Annotated in this window: 13 protein-coding genes and 1 pseudogene; 13 read left to right on the forward strand and 1 reads right to left on the reverse strand. The window is 66.0% G+C overall.

What is annotated here, in order from left to right:
- Positions 1–111: 111 nt before the first annotated feature.
- The 8 genes and pseudogenes from ileS to BLT68_RS09475 all read left to right on the forward strand — a co-directional run bounded on the left by ileS (position 112) and on the right by BLT68_RS09475 (position 13,611).
- Positions 112–3,387 carry an isoleucine--tRNA ligase gene (ileS, locus tag BLT68_RS01065; RefSeq protein WP_074632499.1) on the forward strand — a complete coding sequence of 1,092 codons (3,276 nt, stop codon included), beginning with the start codon at positions 112–114 and terminating at the stop codon, positions 3,385–3,387.
- Positions 3,388–3,622: 235 nt separating this feature from the next.
- A complete protein-coding gene (locus BLT68_RS01070; RefSeq protein WP_074632500.1) occupies positions 3,623–5,290 on the forward strand; it encodes a bifunctional folylpolyglutamate synthase/dihydrofolate synthase in 1,668 nt (555 codons plus the stop codon).
- 119 nt (positions 5,291–5,409) lie between these two features.
- A complete protein-coding gene (gene dhaK / locus BLT68_RS01075) occupies positions 5,410–6,402 on the forward strand; it encodes a dihydroxyacetone kinase subunit DhaK (RefSeq protein ID WP_074632502.1) in 993 nt (330 codons plus the stop codon).
- A gap of 22 nt (positions 6,403–6,424) precedes the next feature.
- The gene (gene dhaL / locus BLT68_RS01080) at positions 6,425–7,087 is read left to right on the forward strand and encodes a dihydroxyacetone kinase subunit DhaL (RefSeq protein WP_074632503.1); all 663 of its coding nucleotides are present in this window, start codon (positions 6,425–6,427) and stop codon (positions 7,085–7,087) included.
- Complete coding sequence (gene dhaM / locus BLT68_RS01085; protein WP_074632505.1) at positions 7,084–7,854, forward strand: dihydroxyacetone kinase phosphoryl donor subunit DhaM; 771 nt, start codon at positions 7,084–7,086, stop codon at positions 7,852–7,854. Before dhaL ends, dhaM begins: the two co-directional genes overlap by 4 nt.
- Positions 7,851–8,321, forward strand: a complete 471-nt coding sequence (gene ndk, locus BLT68_RS01090; protein WP_074632507.1) for a nucleoside-diphosphate kinase — start codon at positions 7,851–7,853, stop codon at positions 8,319–8,321. Before dhaM ends, ndk begins: the two co-directional genes overlap by 4 nt.
- 20 nt (positions 8,322–8,341) lie before the next feature.
- Complete coding sequence (locus tag BLT68_RS01095; RefSeq protein WP_074632509.1) at positions 8,342–12,052, forward strand: chromosome segregation SMC family protein; 3,711 nt, start codon at positions 8,342–8,344, stop codon at positions 12,050–12,052.
- A gap of 358 nt (positions 12,053–12,410) precedes the next feature.
- A pseudogene (locus tag BLT68_RS09475) lies at positions 12,411–13,611 on the forward strand (IS110 family RNA-guided transposase).
- A gap of 46 nt (positions 13,612–13,657) precedes the next feature.
- Here BLT68_RS09475 and BLT68_RS01105 read toward each other — a convergent pair.
- Positions 13,658–13,873: a DUF7455 domain-containing protein gene (locus tag BLT68_RS01105; RefSeq protein ID WP_050694638.1), complete on the reverse strand. Its 216-nt coding sequence runs from the start codon at positions 13,871–13,873 to the stop codon at positions 13,658–13,660.
- Positions 13,874–14,138: 265 nt separating this feature from the next.
- Between BLT68_RS01105 and BLT68_RS01110 the strand changes: the two genes are divergently transcribed.
- The 5 genes from BLT68_RS01110 to BLT68_RS01130 all read left to right on the forward strand — a co-directional run bounded on the left by BLT68_RS01110 (position 14,139) and on the right by BLT68_RS01130 (position 21,052).
- Positions 14,139–16,259, forward strand: coding sequence for a DNA gyrase/topoisomerase IV subunit B (locus BLT68_RS01110; protein ID WP_074632511.1), 2,121 nt, complete (start codon positions 14,139–14,141; stop codon positions 16,257–16,259).
- Between the two features lie 189 nt (positions 16,260–16,448).
- A complete protein-coding gene (locus tag BLT68_RS01115) occupies positions 16,449–17,387 on the forward strand; it encodes a GNAT family N-acetyltransferase (protein ID WP_082175829.1) in 939 nt (312 codons plus the stop codon).
- A 17-nt stretch (positions 17,388–17,404) separates the two neighbouring features.
- Positions 17,405–18,427, forward strand: coding sequence for an N-acetyltransferase (locus BLT68_RS01120; RefSeq protein ID WP_074632514.1), 1,023 nt, complete (start codon positions 17,405–17,407; stop codon positions 18,425–18,427).
- A 218-nt stretch (positions 18,428–18,645) separates the two neighbouring features.
- A complete protein-coding gene (locus tag BLT68_RS01125) occupies positions 18,646–20,109 on the forward strand; it encodes a sugar porter family MFS transporter (protein WP_074632516.1) in 1,464 nt (487 codons plus the stop codon).
- Positions 20,102–21,052 carry a PfkB family carbohydrate kinase gene (locus BLT68_RS01130; RefSeq protein ID WP_050694643.1) on the forward strand — a complete coding sequence of 317 codons (951 nt, stop codon included), beginning with the start codon at positions 20,102–20,104 and terminating at the stop codon, positions 21,050–21,052. The genes BLT68_RS01125 and BLT68_RS01130 overlap by 8 nt, the downstream gene beginning before the upstream one ends.
- Positions 21,053–21,090 lie beyond the last annotated feature (38 nt).

The raw sequence follows: 21,090 nt of genomic DNA on the forward strand, positions 1-21,090 counted from the left end.
AGCCCCAAGGAAGCGGCCGCGCCCCAGCCAGGGAGCGGCAAGCGGGGTGGTACCGCGGGTTCCGGCGACGCCGGTCCTCGTCCCTGTTATAGGAGCGAGACGAGGACACTCATGACGAAGCACGGCTTCTACCCCCGCCACCGGCAAGACGAGGTGGACCCCAGCCCTTCCTTCCCCGCCATGGAGGCTGACACCCTGGCGTTCTGGGCCACCGACGACACGTTCCGCAAGTCCATCGAGAATCGTGACGCGGGCGAGGGTGGCTCCAACGAGTTCGTGTTCTATGACGGCCCCCCCTTCGCGAACGGCCTGCCCCACTACGGTCACCTGCTGACCGGCTACGTCAAAGACGTCGTGGGACGCTACCAGACCATGAAAGGGCGTCGCGTGGAGCGCCGCTTCGGGTGGGACACTCACGGCCTGCCCGCCGAGCTTGAGGCCCAGCGCCAGCTCGGCATCGACGACGTCACCGAGATCACCCGCGAGGGCGGCGTCGGTATCGCCGCCTTCAATGAGGCCTGCCGTTCCTCCGTGCTGCGCTACACCCGGGAATGGGAAGAATACGTCACCCGCCAGGCGCGCTGGGTAGATTTCGACAACGACTACAAGACGCTGGACATGGCCTACACGCAGTCCGTGATCTGGGCGTTCAAAGAACTCTACGACAAGGGACTGGCCTACCAGGGCTACCGCGTGCTGCCCTACTGCTGGCATGATCGCACTCCACTGAGCAACCACGAGCTCAAGATGGACGACGAGGTGTACCAGGATCGCACCGACAACACCGTGACGGTGGGGCTACGCCTGGAGAAGAAGCTTCGTGAGGATTCGGAGCGCCCGGAGCTGGCGCTCATCTGGACGACGACGCCGTGGACGCTGCCGTCGAACTCGGCGATTGCGGTGGGGCCGAGCATCGAGTACGTGCTGGTTGAGGTCGCCGCCGACCACGAGGGCGTCCTCGCAGGCGAGCGTGTGCTGATCGCCGCCGACCTGGTGTTCGCCTACGCCAAGGAGCTGGGCGAGGACCCGCGCGTCGTGGCCTCCTACCGGGGATCGGACCTGGTGGGCACGCACTACCACCCGATTTACGACTACTTCGATGCGCCCGAACACCGGGCCGAGGGCGCGGCCCCCGGCCCGAACGGCTGGTCGATCATCGCCGCCGATTACGTGACGACCACCGACGGTACCGGCCTGGTCCACCAGGCGCCCGCCTTTGGTGAGGACGACATGTGGACGTGTATGGACCGCGGTATCGGCGTCGTCCTGCCCGTCGACGAGGGAGGCCTGTTCACCTCGGAGGTGTCCGACTACGCGGGCAAGCACATCTTCGACGCGAACCGCTACATCGTGGCCGATCTGCGCGATCAGTCGGGGCCGATGGCGCGTCGCGCGCCCGAGATTCGCGCTGTGCTGGTGCGCGAAAAGTCTTACGTGCACTCCTACCCGCACTGTTGGCGTTGCCGCAAGCCGCTGATGTACAAGGCCGTGTCCTCGTGGTTCGTGCGGGTCACGCAGATCCGTGATCGCATGGTGGAGCTGAACCAGGAGATCACATGGGCTCCCGCCCACATCAAGGACGGCATCTTCGGCAAGTGGCTTGAGGGTGCGCGCGATTGGTCGATCTCACGTAACCGATTCTGGGGTGCACCGATCCCCGTGTGGGTGTCGGATGATCCGGCCTATCCGCGCACGGACGTGTATGGGTCGATCGAGCAGCTGGAGGCTGACTTCGGTGTGAAGGTGACGGACTTCCACCGTCCGTTCATCGATTCGCTGACGCGTCCGAACCCGGACGATCCGACGGGCAAATCCACGATGCGCCGCATTTCCGACGTGTTCGACTGCTGGTTTGAGTCGGGCGCGATGCCTTTCGCGCAGGTGCACTACCCCTTCGAGAACCAGGAGTGGTTCGAGTCGCACTATCCGGGCGACTTCATCGTGGAATACATCGGTCAGACGCGCGGCTGGTTCTACACGCTGCACGTGCTGGCGACCGCGCTGTTCGACCGCCCGGCCTTCCGCTCCTGTGTGTCGCACGGCATCGTGTTGGGCGACGACGGTTTGAAGATGAGCAAGTCGCTGCGCAACTACCCGGACGTGTCCGAAGTGTTTGACAAGTACGGCTCTGATGCGATGCGCTGGTTCCTCATGTCCAGCCCGGTGGTGCGCGGCGGCAACCTGATGGTCAAGGAGGAGTCGATCCGCGATACCGTTCGCCAGGTGCTGCTGCCGATCTGGAATGCCTACTATTTCTTCACGCTGTACGCGGGTGCGTGCAACGCAGGAGCGGGTTACGAGGCCCGCCGCCTGGACCTGTCATCGACGTCCACGGTAGCCGCCTTAGCACAGATGGACCGCTACCTGCTGGCCCACACTCGCACGCTCGCTGAGGATGTGCGCGGCGCGCTGGAGGCCTACGACGTCGCGGGGGCGTGCGACGCGATTCGCGACTACCTGGACGTTTTGACGAACTGGTACGTGCGCACGCAGCGTCAGCGTTTCTGGGACGAGGACGACGCTGCCTTCGACGCGCTGTACACGGCGCTGGTGACGCTCATGGAGCTGGCGGCCCCCCTGCTGCCGCTGCTGAGCGAGGAGATCTGGCGCGGTCTGACGGGCGGTGAGTCCGTGCACTTGGTCGATTTCCCGGTCTTGGACGAAGCCGTGGCCGCGCCTAAGCTGGTTGCCGCGATGGACGAGGTTCGCTCGGTCGTGTCGGCCGTCTACGCGCTGCGCAAGACGCATCAGCTGCGCGTGCGCCAGCCGTTGTCCTCCCTGCGGGTAGTGTCCGAAAAGTTTACGGACCTGGAGCCTTTCGCGGAGCTGATTGCCTCCGAGGTGAACGTGAAGTCCGTGTTCTTCGCCGCTCCAAGGAACTCGGGCCTGAGCGTGCGCACCGAGCTGACCCTGAACCCGCGCGCCTTCGATCCCACGTTCCGTAAGCTGACGAGCCAGCTGTTCAAGGCTCAGAAGTCGGGTGACTGGGAGGTGACGGACGGGGAGTGCCGCTTCCCCTCCGTGCTGGTTAACGGCTCGCCGCTCGCGCTGACGGGCGACATGTTCTCGGTGTCCACCTCGGTTAACGCTGCCGAGGGGCAGGTTGCGGACGTGCTTTCTTCGGGCACCTTCGTGGTCCTGGATACCGAGCTGACCGCGGAGCTGAAGGCCGAGGGCTACGCCCGCGATGTCGTGCGCGCTGTCCAGGATGAGCGTAAGAACGCCGGTCTGCACGTCGCGGACCGTATCGACCTGGTGCTGGCGGTTCCCGCCGACCACGTGGCCGACGTGGAGACCTGGCGCGACATGATCGCCGCCGAGACCCTCGCGCTGTCGGTCGCGATCACAGCCGGCGACAAGCTCTCCGTGAGCGTGGCCAAGCACTGATTGCTGCCGAGGCGGGCGGGCTGCGCGGTTGCGCGGCCCGCCCGCTTGCGTGCGCCGCGACCGGGGTAATTTTTTCCGGCCTGAGCCGCCGTGATCACAACCCGTAGATATTGATCAACCGCCCCTGAAAGGCAGATAGGCTCGCGCAAAGAATGACACCGTGACGGGCCGTACAGGCCGCGTTAACATCCGCTGCCGGTAAACTACTGGGGACACTGCGGACCCCGGAGGAAACATGGCAGGCGAATCGTTCTTTGGGCAAGAGCCCACCCACCAGGAGAAGGAGGGCGGCATTCCCGCCGACCTCATCCCGTACCTGGAGGCGGCCGACGAGGCCGAGGAACCCGACCCGGAGGCCAACGTCCAGGATCCGGCGGATGCAGCGGAAGGGCGGCGCGAGGCCGCCCTGCGCGCCCTCGTCGAACACTCCCTGCTCCTAGGTCCCGATCCCTCCATCCTCGCCGAGATCGAGAGCGACGTGGACGAGGACGACGCCGCACAGGATCGACAAGAACGCGAGACGCACGAAGCGGCGCTCACGCGCGCCCAGGACGACGTGGCCCTCGATGGTCGCGTGCAGGAAATCTACCAATCGATCGTGGAGCGCGCCCCCGAGCACGACATCGACCCGACGCTTGAGCGCGTCAGGCTTGCCCTCGACATCCTGGGGGACCCGCAAAACGCCTACCCGTCGATCCACGTCACGGGCACGAACGGCAAGACCTCGACCTCGCGCATGATCGACTCCTTGCTCAGCGCCTTCGGCATGAAGACCGGCCGCTTCACGAGCCCCCACCTGATCGACGTGCGCGAGAGAATCTCCCTGGAAGGCCACCCCATCACACGTGAGGGTTTCGTGCGCGCCTGGGAGGACATAGCCCCCTACGTGGCCATGGTGGACGAGCGCAGCCGGGAGCAGGGCGGACCCCGCCTGTCATTCTTCGAGGTATTCACGGTCATGGCGTACGCGGCCTTCGCGGACTATCCGGTGGACGCTGCCGTCGTTGAGGTCGGCATGGGCGGACGATGGGACTCCACCAACGTCCTCGACGCCGACGTTTCCGTCATCACCCCGATCGCCCTCGACCACACCAAGTGGCTCGGATCCACGCTTGCTGACATCGCCCGAGAAAAGGCCGGAATCATCAAGCCCGGTCAGGTCGTCATCATCATGGGTCAGGAGGAGGAAGTGCTCGAAATCCTTCTGGAGCGGGCCCGCTCCGTGGACGCCATCGCGCGCGTCGAGGGCAGGGACTTCGAGGTGCTGGACCGCCAGATGGGCGTTGGCGGCCAGATGGCGACCATCCGCACCCCCTCCGCGGTTTATGAGGACGTGTTCGTCCCGTTCTTCGGGCAGTACCAGGCCCACAACGCGGCTGCCGCTCTCGTGGCAGCGGAGGCCTTCATGGGTGGACGCGGCCTGGAGGCGCGCATCGTCGAACAGGGCCTCATGAACGCAAGCAGCCCCGGACGCATGCAGGTCGTCCGTCACTCGCCGACCATCATCGTCGACGCGGCGCACAACCCCGCGGGCGCGGCGACCCTGCGCGAGGCCGTGGAATCCTCCTTCGGATTCGCGCGGATCGCGGGCGTCTACTCCGCCATGGGGGACAAGGACATCGAAGGCGTCCTGGCCGAGGTTGAGCCCTTCCTGGACCACCTTGTCGTTACGCAGATGCCGGGTAAACGCGCGGCAAACGTGACTCGCCTGGCCGAAATCGCCGGCGATGTCTTCGGGCCAGATCGCGTCGAGGTACGCGAGTCGCTGGCCAACGCGGTTGATCGCGCGGCCGAAATCGTCGAAGCCTCATCAGAGCCCCTGGATCGCAGCGGCGTCCTGGTATTCGGATCGGTCATGCTGGCCGGGGAAATGCTGGCGCTGGCGGGTCAGTTCCCGCGCTAGGATGGAATCGGGCCGTGGCAGCCAGATGGTGGTGGCCGCCACGGTTGTGATTTCGTGCGATTCAGTGGCACGATTGTTCACGCATACAAGAACAGATGAGCGCATTGCAAGGAGGCATCATGAAGAAGCTCGTCAATGATGTGCACGCCGTCGTCCGTGAGACCCTGGAAGGTTTCGCCCGGGCACACCCGGACCTCGTCGACGTTCACTTCGAACCAGATTTTGTGACCCGACACGTTCCGAAGACTAACGGCAAGGTCGGCCTGGTGTCCGGCGGCGGTTCCGGACACGAACCCCTGCACACTGGTTTCGTGGGTCTGGGCATGTTGGACGCTGCGGTCCCCGGCGCGGTGTTCACCTCGCCCACGCCGGACCCAATCCTGGAAGCCACGAAGGCCGCCGACCACGGCGCGGGCGTCCTGCACATCGTCAAGAACTACACCGGCGACGTCCTCAACTTCGAGACGGCCGCCGAACTGGCCGACATGGAGGACATCCGGGTGGCCACCGTGGTCGTCAACGATGACGTGGCCGTGGAGGACTCGCTGTACACCGCCGGACGTCGCGGCGTGGCCGGTACGATCTTTGTGGAAAAGATCGCGGGGGCCTCGGCCGAGCGCGGAGATTCCCTGGAGGAGGTCGCGCGCATCGCGGCCAAGGTCAACGACCAGACCCGCTCGATGGGCCTGGCGCTGGGGCCGTGCACGGTTCCCCACGCGGGCAAGCCCTCCTTCGACCTGGGTGAGGACGAGATCGAGCTGGGCATCGGCATCCACGGCGAACCCGGGTATCGCCGCGGCGCGATGGAAAGCGCGGACGCCCTAATCGCGGAATTGTACGAGCGCGTACGCGACGACCTGGGCCTGTCCGACGGCGAGCGCGTGGTCGCCCTGGTCAACGGCATGGGAGGCACGCCCGTCAGCGAGCTGTATATCTGCTTCCGCGCGCTGGCCGCCCTGCTGGCGAAGGACGGCATCAAGATTGCCCGCCAGATGGTGGGCAACTACGTGACCAGCCTCGAAATGCCGGGCATGTCCGTGACCCTCATGCGCGTTGACGACGAGCTGCTGAAGCTCTTCGACGCACCGGCGGACACGGTGGCCTGGAAGTAAGAGAAGAAGGGAAGGAATGACGATGAGCGTTGATGCGGCGTGGGCGCGCCGGTGGATCGAGTTGGCGGCTGCGGAAGTAGCCACCCAACGCGACTACCTGGTGGACCTGGATCGGGCCATCGGGGATGGCGACCACGGAGAGAACATGGATCGCGGGTTCAGCGCCGCCGTCGAGGCCCTGCGCCTTGCGGAGGCAGGCAGCGTGGCCGACGTGCTCAAGACGGTCGCCAAGGCCCTCATGTCCACGGTGGGCGGCGCCGCCGGACCCCTGTACGGAACGGCGTTCCTGCGCGCATCGAAGGCTGCGCTGTCGCTATCCAGCAGTGACGGTGCGCTGGACGGCGCAGGCGTGGCCGCAGTGATCGCGGGAGCCCTCGACGGAATCCAGGCGCGAGGCAAGGCGACCACGGGAGAGAAAACCATGGTGGACGCGTGGAGCCCCGCGCTTAACGCCGCTCGCGCAGCCGCGGAGGCGGACGGGGACGCCGCGGCGGTCCTCGAGGCCGCCGCCTGCGCCGCCGAGGCCGGGGCGCAGGCCACCGAGCCCCTGCGCGCCACGAAGGGACGCGCCTCCTACCTGGGCGAACGCTCGATCGGACACCTTGACCCGGGTGCCGTCTCCACGTCGCTCATCCTGCGCGCCGCTGCTGTAGCGGCCTCCCGGGGTGGCGAGGCACAGGCATGAGCGTGCGCGTCGCCTTCGTCATCGTCTCCCACTCCTCCTCCCTCGCCTCCGGCGTGGCCGAGCTGGCCGCACAGATGGCCCCCGACGTGCACTTCGAGGCCGCCGGGGGCACGGAGGACGGCAGGATCGGCACCTCTTACGACCGCGTCGAGGCAGCCGTGGAGGCCGCCCTCGCCTCGGTTGAGGGGAAGGGCAGCGGCGTCATCGTCCTGACCGACCTCGGCTCGGCCACCATGACCGTCGAATCGGTCATCGACATGAGTGATGAGTCGGAGCGCGTACGCTTCGTCGACACGGCCTTGGTGGAGGGCGCCGTCGCTTCCGCTGTGCGCGCCCAGCTCGGCGAAGACCTGAGCCGGGTGGCCGGCGTGGCCGCATCCCTTGCCCCGCGCGTCGATGCTGACGACGCGCGGGGGGTGCCCGGCCCAGCCACCGCGGACGTGGGCGGGACAACGGTAGGGGGGCAGGCCTCGTCGATGGGTGGCGCGGATCGGGCCGAGGCAGACGTGATCGTCGCGGATCCGGTGGGCCTGCACGCGCGCCCCGCCGCGGCCTTCGTGCGCCTGGCCGGCAGTTTCGACGCGGAGGTAACCGTTAATGGTGTGGACGGTGGTTCCGTGCTGGAACTGATGTCCCTGGGCGTCACCCAGGGACAGAGCATCCACATTGAGGCGATTGGGGTTAACGCCATAGAAGCTGTTGCGGCCCTGACGGATATGCTTGAGGGGACCGGCCATCAACCGTCAGACCCGAAGGAGACATCATGAGCGCTAAGAGTGTCCTGCTGGAGCCACAGCACCTGCTCGACCCCACCCTGGAGCATACCCTCATCGTCGTCAAGCCCGATGGCTATGCGCGCGGCCTCACCGGTGAAATCCTGCGCCGCATCGAGGCCAAGGGCTACACGATGAAGGGCCTGAAACTCATGGTTGCCTCCCACGAGCTGCTGGCTGAGCACTACAGGGACCACGAGGGCAAGCCCTTTTTTGCGGGCCTGCTGGATTTCATGAGCTCCGGTCCGGTCGTCGCGATCATCGTCGAGGGCCAACGCGTCGTCGAAGGCATGCGTGCGCTCATGGGAGCGACGGATCCGACCACGGCCGCGGCCGGAACGATCCGCGGCGATCTGGGGCGCGCGTGGAACACCCCCCACATGGAGAATCTGGTCCACGGCTCGGACTCTGTGGATAGCGCAAAGCGCGAAATCGCCCTGTGGTTCCCTGAGATCTACTGAGGTTTCGGTAGCCTGCAAGGATGTACCTGAAAAACCTGACGCTGCGGGGCTTTAAGTCCTTTGCCGGCGCGACCACGCTGGCCCTTAAGCCGGGTATTACGTGCGTCGTGGGCCCCAACGGGTCGGGAAAATCGAACGTCGTTGACGCGCTGGCCTGGGTCATGGGCGAGCAGGGCGCGCGTGCTCTGCGCGGTTCGCAAATGGCGGACGTCATTTTCGCCGGGACATCTGGGCGCGCGGCGCTGGGGCGCGCCCAGGTGGACCTGACGATTGACAACACCGACGGCTTGCTCGACATCGAGTATTCGGAGGTGACGATCAGCCGCACCCTGTTCCGCGGGGGCGGCTCGGAGTATTCGATCAACGGCACGCCGGTGAGGCTGCTGGACGTGCAGGAGCTCTTGTCCGACACGGGCATGGGCCGCCAGATGCACGTCATCGTCGGCCAGGGACAGCTGGACGCGATCCTGTCGTCAACCCCGCAGGAGCGGCGCGGCTTCATCGAGGAGGCCGCGGGCGTGCTCAAGCACCGGCGCCGCAAGGAACGAGCCCTGAAGAAGCTGACGGACATGGACGCGAACCTGGTGCGCATCCTGGATCTGACCAACGAGATTCACCGGCAGCTGGGGCCGCTTGCTCGTGCGGCGCGGATGGCCAAGCGAGCGTCTTTGATCCAGGCGCGCGTGCGTGACGCGAAGGCGCGGCTCTTGGCGGACACTCTGGCGTCGGCGCGCTCGAAGCTGGCCGCGATGGAGGCGTCGGACGAGGAAGCGGCGTCACGGCGGCACCGGCTCCAGGAACGGATCGAGCACGGGCGGACCGAGCTGGCCCGCCTAGAGGAAGCCGAGAGGGCGGCGTCCCCGGCCATAGAGCAGGCCTCGGTAGACTGGCAGGAGTTGACGACGCTGACGGAGCGACTGCGCGGCACACTCATGGCGGCGTCCCAGAAGGTTTCTGCGCGAGCCACCCCGGAGCGGCCCCGGAGCGGCGAGGACCCGCAGGCCCTGGAGGAGCGTGCCCGCTTGGCGGGCCGCGAGGACGCCGATGTTGCCGAGCAGGTTGAGGCGGCTCACAGCGCGCTGACCGAGGCGACGCGCGCCCGCGAGGCGGCGGAGGACGCCGACGATTCAGCTTCGCGCAAGCTCGCGCGCGTCAACCGCGTGATCGCCGACCACCGCGAAAAGGTCGCCCGGCTGACGGGTGACGCCTCGACGGCATCGTCCCGTTTGGAGGCGGCGGTCGCCGAGGCCGAGCGCGCCTGGGGCGCGTACCGGGAAGCGCAGGAGCGGGCCAAGGAGGCCGATGCTGCTGTTCCGGTTGCCTCGGTGGACGGGGCCGGGGGCGGGTCCGGTGTGTCGGATGACGCTGGCGCGTCGGACGGTTCTGGCTCCACGGGCGAATCCGGTTTTCCGAGCGAGGGGGCCGGGGGAGCGGCGCGGGCACACGCTCGGGCCTCGGCAATGCGCGATGCCGCGCGTGCCCGCGTGGACGAGCTGCTCGGCGTGGAGCGCGAGGTGCGGGCCGACCGCGCCCGCTGGGAGGCCCGCAGGGACGCGCTCTCGCAGCTGCTCACCCCCGAGGACGGCACAGCCGAGCTGCTGGGCCGTGAAGGGGTTTTGGGCCAGGTCGCGTCCCTCCTGCGCGTTGCTCCCGGGTTCGAGGACGCCGTCGCCGCGGCGCTGGCTCCCTTTGCGGATGCCGTCGTGGTCGAGTCCCTGGAGCGAGGCGTGGGCGAGCTGGCGGAGGCCCGCGTCGCCGGTCGGGCGCTCAGGTTGGTCGTCGCGCCTACAGGCGAGGCGGCTCAATGCCTCGGCTCTCGCGCGGATATCGGCGCGGAATCACCCGTTTCGGGGAGTGCCAAGCTGCTCGGGGGCGACGCCGCCGCCAACCCCGTTGCTGCGCCGAACCCCACCGACGCCGCGGATCTGCCCGCCCTGCCAGATGAGGCGACGTGGCTGCTGTCGGTGGCCACCTGCGAGGGGCCGACCGCGGCTCTTACCCCGTTGCTTGAGGGGGTGGTGGCGTGCGGCGCCCAGATTGCCCCCGACGTGTTGGCAATTCCGGGCGTGCGCGCCGTCGTCACCGAGGGCGGGGACGTGCTGCGTTCCTGGTCGATCGAGGGAGGGCGTCAGGCTTCCTCCGTGCTGTCGGTGCGAGCCGATTTCGAGGAGGCCAGTTCGCAGGCGAAGGAAGCCGGGGCGCGTATGGCTGAGGTCTGCGCTCAGCTGCAACTGGCCAACGATGACTTGGACCGACGCATCAGGGCGGCGGGCGAGGCGTTGAAGGCTCTGCGCGAGGAGGACGCGCAGCGAGCGAAGGAGGCCCAGGAGCTGGCTCGCGCCCAATCGGCAGCGCAGGCCGCCCGCGCGGAGGCCGCCCGCGCCCGCGAGGTCGCGCGCCGCGCCGACGAACAGATCGAGTGGGCGCGCGAGCAGGACGTAGCCGCGCGCGCCCAGCTAGCGGGCGCCGACACGGTGGGGCCTGGTGAATCCCTCGAGGAGGCTCAGGCCGGTGCGGATCGGGCCTCTCGGGATGCACGCGAGGCGCGCGAGAGGGAAAACGAGGCGCGCCTGGCCCTGCGAACGCTCGAAGAACAGTCGCGGCGCGCCGCCTCCCGTGCCCGCTCGCTGCGCCAAGCGGCCGCTGCCGAACGCGAGGAGCGTGCCCGCTATGCCCAGCGCGAGGCGGCGCGGAAGGCAGAGCTGGCCACGGCCTCGGACGTGGAGGCTGCCGCGCGCGTGGCGCTGGACGCTGCCGAAAGGGCGCTCGCGCGGGCGACCGCCGAGCGCGACCGGCTAAGCGAGCGGCGCTTGGAGGTGTCCCGGGAGGTGTCGGATGCCCGGCGTGCGCTGGATGGGATGAGTGCTGAGCTGGCCGAAGCCACGAACGCGGCACACCGCGGGCAGATCGCGGCCGAGCAGACGCGCCTGCGCGTGGAGGATCTAGAGCGGCGCGCCCTGGAGGAGCTGTCGCTGGAGGGGGATCAGCTGATCGCCGAGTTTGGGCCGCACACGTTGGTGCCGATGCTGCCCCTGGATCCCGATCAGGTTGAGGCGGCGGCCGCCGCGGAACCCGGCCCGTACGTGCGTGCGGAGCAGGAACGGGCGCTGGCGCAGGCACAGAAGGAGCTGGAAAAGCTGGGGCGCGTGAACCCGTTGGCTCTGGAGGAGCACGAGGCCCTGGCGGCCCGGCACAAGTTCCTGGTGGACCAGGTGCAGGACCTGAAGAAGTCGAAGGCGGACCTGCTGCGCATCGTGGCGGACGTGGACCGCCTGGTGGAGGAGGCGTTTGCGTCGGCATTCGCCGAGACGCGCGAGCAATTCGAGCATGTGTTTTCTGTGCTGTTCCCGGGTGGGCACGGGGACCTGGTGCTGACCGATCCGGAGGACATGCTCTCCACGGGCATCGAGATCGAGGCGAGGCCGGCGGGCAAGAAGGTTAAGCGCCTGTCGTTGCTGTCGGGTGGTGAACGATCGTTGGCGGCGATCGCCTTCCTGGTGGCGATCTTCAAGGCACGCCCCTCGCCGTTTTACGTCATGGACGAGGTCGAGGCGGCCCTGGACGACGTGAACCTGACGCGCCTGCTGGCCATCTTCAAGGAGTTGCAGGAGACATCGCAGCTAATCATCGTCACCCACCAGAATCGCACGATGGAGATCGCCGACGCCCTCTACGGTGTCACCATGCGCGACGGCGTCACGACCGTGGTGTCCCAGCGGCTGGGGGAGTAGGGGAGAGGCAGACTAATTGCCGCTTCACGTCTGCCGTGCGGCATGGCTGACACAACCTCGAGAGTACTCGGTTTCTGCTTGCTTTCATCCGTCCCCGTTGCTGTATTGAGGAGCCCTAGTTCTGCTGGTTTTGCGGGATGATGGGTGTGTTGGCTGGACGATCCCGGCATGATTGTTTGCCCCTGTCTCTGTGATTGATCCGGGGGTGTTGTCACCGGGGTCGGACAGACGTTCGTGATTGCTGATAAGGGGCGTGGCACTGGAATATGATGCCTGTCGTAACGTGGGTGTAAGGCGGATGTGTTTTTGCCGTACGGCCAACGAGTTTGACCGTTTCTATCTCGAAGGCGAGAGCATTATGGAACCAGAAGATGTCACGATCTGGCTGGGTATCGACGTGGGAAAGACCGATCACTGGGCAGTCGTTGTTAACGACGCTGGCGAGCAAGGCTATTCCCATTCACTGCCTAACGACGAAAGCAAACTACGCCAGATCTATGCCGATCTGGCGGCTCACGGCCGCATGCGGATCGTTGTCGATCAACCCGCAACAATCGGCGCTCTAGCTGTCGCGGTCGCGCAGGCGATGGGAATCGCTGTCGCATATCTACCAGGCTTGGCAATGCGACGCATTGCCAAGCCTGTAGCCAGGTAATGCGAAAACTGACCAGCGTGATGCGTTCATCACCACCCAAGCAGCTCGCACAATGCCCCACGCGCTGCGCACTCTTCGCGCTATTGATGAAAACGATGTCGAGTTGGGGATGCTCACCGGGTTTGATGATGACCTAGCACGTCAGATCATCCAGACTCGTAACCGGATCCGCGGCTTGTTTACACAGATTCATCCCGGTGTGGAACGCGTGATCGGGCCACGCCTAGACCATCGAGCGATCCTTGCCATGCTACAAACCTGGCCTGTTCCTGCCGCATTGAAGAAAGCCGGCCGTGCTCGCATTGGTGCCAAGCTCAAGAAACACGGAGCCAGGCGCTGGCAAGCATGGCCAACGAGATTATCGATGCTCTTGCCACGCAGACAGTGACCGTGACGGGTGCGAACGCAGCAGCCATCGTCGTACCGCACCTCGCGCAAACCTGAGCCGGGCTCTATCGTCAACGCGATGATTGTTGAGACACAGATCGAGGCGTTGGTGACCGAACACCCTCTTTACCCGGCCCTAACCTCCGTGCCCGGTGTCGGGGTTAGGACCACCGCCGTGATCATTGCTGAGCTCGCCGGTAAAGACTTCGACTCTGCCACCCATCTCGCATTCTATGCCGGACTCACACCAAGAACACGCCAGTCCGGGACCTCAATCAAATCCGAGACCGTCCCCCACACGGGCAACAAACGCCTCAAACGAGCCCTCTTCCTCTCCGCATTCGCTTCCCTACGTGCAGACCCCACCTCACGCCGTTACTACGACAAGAAACGCCTCGCTGGCAAACGCCACAACCAAGCCGTCATCGCACTCGCACACCGGCGCCTAACCGTCATCTACGCCATGCTACGAGACGGCACCTTCTGCCAACCCCAGCCCACTAAAGCAGCCGCCTAGACTTGACAAAGGAAATAGGGGCACGTAAAGACAGTGGGGAGAGGCTTCAGTCGGTCATAAAGTGGCGCTCGTCCAGGATCTGCGCGCCGGAGCCCACCAGGGAAGGCAGGTGCTCGTTCGCGTGGTGGCCGCAAAAAAACAGCTGGCCACCCGACGGCATGGTGGCACGGACCCACGCGCGGGCACCGCACGCGTCGCAACGATTCGCCGCGCTCAGCTGGGGCTCGTCCAGTGTGGGGCGTTCAAGAGTCTGTGCCTTCATGATTCCATCACACACCATCGCCCCATCCCGCGCACCCCTGTTCACCGGTGGCGCAATCCCGCGCCGGATCACGAAACCGCGCGTCATACGTGCACAAACCCCTCCCGGGTTCCCGCAGCCCACCCCACCCGTGCGCATAACCTAGCCACGTGCCCCGCAACCGCGTCCGCCTGCCCAACCAAACCCGGCCCTAATGATGCGTGGAAAGCGTCCCAGAACAGCCGCCACGCGCCCCACCGACCCCAATCCAACGCCCGGGACCCCTATGATGCACCACGTGACTCCTACCGACGCATCCGACTACAACGCACGGCACCTCTCAGTCCTCGAAGGACTCGAGGCCGTGCGCAAGCGCCCCGGCATGTACATCGGCTCCACCGACCACCGAGGTCTCATGCACTGCCTCTGGGAGATCATCGACAACGCCGTCGACGAGGCCCTGGAAGGACACTGCGACACCATTGACGTGCGGCTGCACCCCGACCACTCCGCCTCCGTCGCCGACAACGGACGAGGCATCCCCGTCGACATCGTTCCCGGTCAGGGCCTGACCGGCGTCGAAGTCGTCTACACCAAGCTTCATGCTGGCGGAAAGTTCGGCGGCGGTTCCTATGCCGCATCCGGTGGCCTCCACGGCGTGGGCGCCTCCGTCGTCAACGCTCTGTCCGCCCGCCTCGACGTGCAGGTCGACCGTGGCGGCAAGACTCATGAAATGTGCTTCCGTCGCGGAGAACCCGGGCAATTCGATGACTCCAAGCAGCGCACACCCAACTCGCCCTTCACTCCCTTTATCGACGGGTCCACCCTGGCCACCGTCGGCAAGGTCAAGAAGAACAAGACGGGCACGCGCGTGCGATTCTGGGCCGACTTCCAGATCTTCCCCGCCACCGAAGGATTTTCCTGGGAAAACCTGCTGGCCCGCGCCCGGCAGACAGCCTTCCTCGTCCCCGGCCTGACCATCAACTGCCACGACGAACGCGGCGAGGAAGAGGTCACCGAGAGCTTCCGCTTCGACGGCGGAGTCCTCGATTTCGCGAACTGGCTCGCCACCGACGGGGCCGTCACCGACACCTGGCACATCACCGGGTCCGGCACCTACCCCGAGACCGTGCAGGTCCTCGACCCCGAGAGCGGCCACCTGCGCGCCACCGAGGTCCAGCGCACCTGCGACGTCGACATCGCCCTGCGCTGGGGCATCGGATACGACACCACCGTGCGTTCCTTCGTCAATATCATCGCCACCCCCAAGGGCGGCACGCACGTCACGGGCTTCGAACAGGCCGTCCTGAAAACCCTGCGCGCCGCCATCGACAAGAACGCGCGCAAACTCAAGGTCGGCGCCAAAGACGGCCGACTTGAAAAGGACGACGTGCAGGCCGGCATGACCGCCGTCATCACCGTCCGATTCCCCGAACCCCAGTTCGAAGGCCAAACCAAGGAAACCCTGGGCACCCCGCAGATTCGCGCCGTCGTCAACCGGGTCGTCACCGACTGGCTGAAAGCCAAGTTCGCTTCCTCCAAGCGCGACGACAAACAGCAGACCTCCCTGCTCATGGAGAAGGTCGTCGGCGAAATGAAGGCCCGCGTCTCCGCGCGCATCCACAAAGAGATTTCCCGCAAGAAGAACGCCCTGGAAACCTCCTCGCTGCCCGCCAAACTGGCCGACTGTCGCCTCGAGGACGTCACCGAAACAGAGCTCTTTATCGTCGAGGGCGACTCCGCCCTGGGAACCGCGAAGGCGGCGCGTAACTCCCACTACCAGGCGCTCTTCCCGATCCGCGGCAAGATCCTCAACGTCCAAAAGGCCTCAACCGCGGACATGCTGGCAAACGCGGAATGCGCCAACATCATTCAGGTTATCGGCGCGGGATCCGGACGCACCTTCGACCTGTCCCAGGCCAGATACGGCAAGGTCATCCTCATGACCGACGCCGACGTCGACGGCGCCCACATCCGCACCCTGCTGCTCACCCTTTTCTTCCGCTACATGCGTCCCATGGTCGAGGCCGGGCGCATTTACGCCGCAGTCCCACCCCTGCACCGAATCGAGGTCGCCGGAAAGGGGCGCAAGAAACGCGAATACGTCTACACCTACTCCGAGGACGAGCTGCACGGCAAGCTCACGGCCCTGCATCGCTCGGGGCGCACGTGGAAGGAACCGATCCAGCGATACAAGGGATTGGGTGAGATGGACGCCGACCAGCTGGCCGAGACCACGATGGATCGGGCCCACCGCTCCCTGCGGAGGATTACCCTGGCGGACGAGGAGGCCCTGCGCCAGGCGGAAGACGTGTTCGAGCTGCTCATGGGGTCGACGGTCGGCCCGCGCCGCGAATTCATCGTCGAGGAGTCCGTCGGCCTGGATCGAATGCGCATCGACGCATGAGGGAACACCCCGACACGCCCACCGCCAGATGCAACTGACCAACGCGAAGTGAGCAGGGTGTTTGTCGTCAGTGTGACTAAAGGCCCTCACACCCGGTAAGATGGCGGCATGACAGGACTTGCGCAGCGACTCACGCCGCCCGCGTCCGTCCCGTACCCGGGCAATCACCTCGGGTTGCGCTGGCGGCCCATGATCGGCCGTGACGCGCCCGCCGTATACGCGCTCATCTCGATGATCGAAGACGACGATCGCGCGATTCGACGCACCTCCGTGGACGATATTGCGGACATGATGGAGGGTGAAAACGGGCGCGATTGGGTGGACACGATCGTGGGTCTGGACGCGAAGCAGAACATTTGCGCGGTCGCTTCGGTGCGCGTCCTGCGAGGTATTCACGAGGCCGCCACGGGAGTCGTCAGCGCCTACATCCACCCTCACTGGCGGGGCAGGGGAGTGGGCCGAGCGCTGCTGTACTGGCAGGACGGGCGCGCCCGCCAGATGCTGGTTGAAACCTTCGGCGCTAACTCCGAGGTGCCCGCGTCTATTTCTAACCTGGTCGACGCGCACATGACGGATCGCCGTCGCCTGTACATCGCGGCGGGTTTTTTCGCTAAGCGCATCTATCAGGTCATGTATCGCGATCTGGCGGGTGGCGAGGTCGCCCCTCAGGTGCGCCACGGCTACCGGATTCTGCCGTGGAACCAGGTCCCGCAGGATCAGATTCGCGCGATCCACATGGAGGCCTTCCAACAGGCGTTCCGGTCCCCGCTGCGTTCCCTGTGGTGGGACGACGCGATGAATCACTTTGACCCGCGCTGGTCGTTCGTGGCAGTGGACTCCGAAGGGGACGTGGTCGGCTACGCGATGACGGGCCGCCCCGCCCAGCGGTGGGTGGCGACGGGGCGCCCCGAAGCGTACGTCTACCTGCTGGGCGTGGCCGAGGCGCATCGGGGCCGTTCCATTGCGAGCGCCCTGGTGGGGCACGCCGTTGCCTCTGCCTCCGCGTCGGGCGCGTCGCGCATCGGCTTGGACGTCGACGTGTCGAGTCCGGACGGGGCGCATAGTATTTACGAACACCTGGGTTTCGTCGACGAAGCCGCCGAGGTGTATTACACGATCAGTCAGTAGCCCGGTAGGAGGCGAGCATGAGCATTCCTCTCGCGCAGCGAGCCGATGCCCCCGAGTTCGTTCCCCTCCCGGGTGAGCATCACGGTATCGAGTGGGAGCCGCTGACGGCTGCCCACCACGGCGGATTGGCCGCGTTGTTTGCACGAATGGAGGCCCTCGATAACCCGCCGTACCGCACCAGCCCGGACGAGGTGGAGGAAATGCTCTCCCCGGCCTCGCAATGGCGTGGTCTGGTCGGCACCGTGCGACGAGGCATGGGTGCGGGGCGCGTGGTCGCCTTCGCTCAGGTGATCCTGCGTTTCCCGGGACGCGTCGAGTGCGTGTGCGTCGGGGGAGTGGACCCCGATTTCCGGTGCATCGGACTGGGCGGCGCGATCGTCGACTGGCAGGAGGGTACGGCGCGCCAGATGCTGGCAGAGGTGGAAGGCGACGGTCCCGCCCAGATCACGTGTCACGTGGAGTCCGGTCAGGATGACCTGGAAGCCCAACTGAAGGTTCACGGCTTTCGGTGGGCGCGCACGTACTACGAGCTTCGCGCCTCGCTCGCGGAGTTGCCGCCGGTGCCGGACGTGGGCTCCTATATGAGCATCGAGGCGTGGGGGCCCCAGTGGGAAGAGCCCGCGTTGCGCGCGGCGAACCGGCTCAACGAGTCGGAGTGGGGCAGGCCCCCGCTCACTCAGGAACAGTGGATGCACGGGCGCACAGCTTTTGCCCCTGAATGGTCCTTTGTGGCCGTGGATCGCACGGGGGACCGTCCGCGCGTCGCCGGGTTTTTGTTGGCCTCCCGCTACGAGCAGGACTGGGCGGCGCTGGGATGGCGCGAGGGCTATATCGATCAGCTTGGCGTGCTGTCGGCTTGGCGCGAGAGCCGGGTCGCGGACGCACTTATCCTGGCGTCAATGTGGGCGCAGCGGCGCGACGACATGGATCGTGCCGCCACGGGCGTTGGCTCGGCGAATCACACGGGTGCGTTGGCCGTGTATGACTACCTGGGATTCCGCACGGTCGGGCAAACCAGGCTGTATGCGATCGAAGTCTGACGATCATTTCGCATAGTGGATAGTTTCTTCTCCCCAGCGCTGTGTGAGAGATTACATTCTGCAAGAATGGGGTGTAAAGCTCCTGTTTATTTCCCCGTTTTCCGCAAGAGTGCTGCGTTGGTCCTAATTGTCTGACCAATAAATTACATAGGCTCGCACCAGAGGCCAGGAGCGGCCTCGGCGCCACGCGCGTCCCATCTCCACAGTGCGGAGCCAGCATGACCACGCAGTCGTCAGCACCAACACATTCCGTTTCCCCACTGGTCATCCGAAGCGCCATCGTTGCCTCCCTGGGGGGCCTGCTCTTCGGTTTCGATACGGCCGTTATCTCCGGCGCGGAAGCAAAACTCACCGAACTCTATGCCCTGTCCTCCCTGGGGGAGGGGATGATCGTCGCCATCGCGACCATCGGCACCATCCTGGGGGCGATCGTCGCGGGCAAACTCGCCGACCGATTCGGTCGTAAGCCCATCCTCTTTTGCATCGGCATCCTCTTCGGCGTCGGCGCCCTGGCCACCGCCCTGGCCCCGACGCCCACCCTGGTCACCGCTGCGGATGGGTCGGCCGCGGCCTCGTCTGCTTTCCCGATCACCTTCTTCATGTTGTTCCGTTTCCTGGGCGGTATCGGCGTGGGCATGTCCTCCGTCGTCGCACCCATCTACACGGCGGAGATCGCGCCCGCCCGAGTCCGTGGGCGCCTGGTCGGATTGGTTCAGTTCAACATCGTCTTCGGTATCCTGCTGGCCTACGCTTCCAACGCGATCATCCGCGAGATCGCCCATGAAAACATCTCCTGGCGGTGGATGCTCGGTGTCATGGCCGTTCCCGCCGCCTTCTTCCTGATCTTCCTGGCGACCGTTCCCGAGACGCCGCGCTGGCTCCTGTCCCACGGACACGAAGACACGGCCACGGTCATCTCCCGGCGCTTGACCGGCTCCGAGGCCGAGAGCGCCGAGCAGATTGCCGAAGTCAAGGCACAGCTCGCCGAAGACGCCGCTCTGGGTAAGGCTCCGTTCTTTACGCGGCGCTACCGCAAGGTCATCCTCATGGCCTTTAGCATCGCCATGTTCAACCAGCTTTCCGGCATCAACGCGATCTTGTACTACGCGCCCAAGGTGATGGATTTGGCCGGCGGATCCGAGGTGCTGGGCGCCGCGTTCCCCTACATCGGCTCCGTCATCGTCGGCCTCATGAACCTGATCGCCACGATGGCTGCCCTGACCGTCATTGATCGGCTCGGACGCCGTCAGCTCATGATTGTCGGCTCCATCGGCTACCTGATCTCCCTGGGCTTCCTGGCCGCGATGATGTTCGCCTACGAAGGCGGTTACGTGTCGAAGAGCCCGACCTTCGTGTGGCTCATCCTGCTGGGCCTGCTCGGATTCATCGCGTCCCATGCTTTCGGCCAGGGTTCGGTCATCTGGGTGTTCATCTCCGAGATCTTCCCCAACCGTGTGCGCGCCCGCGGCCAGTCGCTGGGCTCGCTGACGCACTGGGCGTTCGCGTTTGTCACCACCTACGCCTTCCCGGTGCTCACCGACAAGCTGGGCGGAGGTTTCGCATTCGGAATCTTCTTCCTGGCCATGATCGGTCAGCTATTCTGGGTTCTGACGGTTATGCCCGAGACGAAGGGCATTCCTCTCGAAGAAATGGAAGAGAAGCTGGGGCTTACGAATGACTAGGATCGTGAATATCGGTGAGGCGCTCATCGATGAGATTACTCGCCCGAACACCGCCCCCGTCGAGGTCGTCGGCGGTTCGATGCTCAACGTTGCGGCCGGCCTGACCCGCCTGGGGCACGACTCAGAGCTGGCGACGTGGTTCGCTCGCGACGCGCGCGGTGTCAAGGTCCGCGAGCATGCGGAGGCAGCTGGGGTCACCCTGACTCCCGGCAGCGATGCGGCCGAATTCACCACGGTCGCGCACGCCTCCCTTGACGAGAGAGGTCGAGCCACCTATGAGTTCGACCTGTCGTGGGACGTGCCTGCCGTCGAGGATCCGGACTCGGTTGGACACGTGCACACCGGTTCCTATGCTGTCGCCGTGGAGCCCGGCGCCGAGAAGGTCCTGGCTGCCGTCAAGCGCCAGGCCATCCGCGGCACCGTCTCCTACGACCCGAATATCCGTCCCGCCCTGCTGGGGACGCCCGACGAGGCACGCCCCCACGTCGAGGCGATCGTTGCCCTGGCCGACGTGGTGAAGGCCTCGGACGAGGACCTGGAGTGGCTGTACCCGGGCCGCCCCGTCGAGGACGTGATCCGTGAGTGGTCGCAGTCGGGGCCGGCGCTGATCATCTGCACACGCGGGCCGTGGGGCGTGTACATCAAGACCGCCGCCGAGCGTGACATGCTCGTCGTGGATCCCCTCGACGTCGAGCTGGTGGACACGGTGGGTGCCGGCGACTCGCTGATGGCGGGCCTGATCTCCGGTCTGCTCGACGCCGACCTCCTGGGCTCGGGCGAAGCAAAGCAGCGCCTGCGTGAGGCGTCGTGGGACAAGATCTTGCCAGCCATCCACCGGGGCATCATCACCTCGGGCATCACCATCCTCTACGCGGGCGCCTACTCACCCACGCGCGAGGAGGTCGCCTCGGTCCTGGCCGCCGACCCGCAGCTGCGAGGCTGAGGGGTGGTTTGACCAGCATCAGCGGGTGGGCCCGGCCG

This window comes from Schaalia meyeri, from assembly GCF_900105015.1.
Taxonomy (GTDB): domain Bacteria; phylum Actinomycetota; class Actinomycetes; order Actinomycetales; family Actinomycetaceae; genus Pauljensenia; species Pauljensenia meyeri.

Bases quoted from the DNA above. Each gene is read 5' to 3' on its own strand.
- ileS (WP_074632499.1), top strand. From the start codon at position 112: ATGACGAAGCACGGCTTCTACCCCCGCCACCGGCAAGACGAGGTGGAC.
- BLT68_RS01120 (WP_074632514.1), top strand. From the start codon at position 17,405: ATGAGCATTCCTCTCGCGCAGCGAGCCGATGCCCCCGAGTTCGTTCCC.
- ndk (WP_074632507.1), top strand. From the start codon at position 7,851: ATGAGCGCTAAGAGTGTCCTGCTGGAGCCACAGCACCTGCTCGACCCC.
- BLT68_RS01130 (WP_050694643.1), top strand. From the start codon at position 20,102: ATGACTAGGATCGTGAATATCGGTGAGGCGCTCATCGATGAGATTACT.
- BLT68_RS01115 (WP_082175829.1), top strand. From the start codon at position 16,449: ATGATCGGCCGTGACGCGCCCGCCGTATACGCGCTCATCTCGATGATC.
- BLT68_RS01095 (WP_074632509.1), top strand. From the start codon at position 8,342: ATGTACCTGAAAAACCTGACGCTGCGGGGCTTTAAGTCCTTTGCCGGC.
- BLT68_RS01105 (WP_050694638.1), bottom strand. From the start codon at position 13,873: ATGAAGGCACAGACTCTTGAACGCCCCACACTGGACGAGCCCCAGCTG.
- BLT68_RS01110 (WP_074632511.1), top strand. From the start codon at position 14,139: ATGATGCACCACGTGACTCCTACCGACGCATCCGACTACAACGCACGG.
- dhaL (WP_074632503.1), top strand. From the start codon at position 6,425: ATGAGCGTTGATGCGGCGTGGGCGCGCCGGTGGATCGAGTTGGCGGCT.
- dhaK (WP_074632502.1), top strand. From the start codon at position 5,410: ATGAAGAAGCTCGTCAATGATGTGCACGCCGTCGTCCGTGAGACCCTG.
- dhaM (WP_074632505.1), top strand. From the start codon at position 7,084: ATGAGCGTGCGCGTCGCCTTCGTCATCGTCTCCCACTCCTCCTCCCTC.
- BLT68_RS01125 (WP_074632516.1), top strand. From the start codon at position 18,646: ATGACCACGCAGTCGTCAGCACCAACACATTCCGTTTCCCCACTGGTC.
- BLT68_RS01070 (WP_074632500.1), top strand. From the start codon at position 3,623: ATGGCAGGCGAATCGTTCTTTGGGCAAGAGCCCACCCACCAGGAGAAG.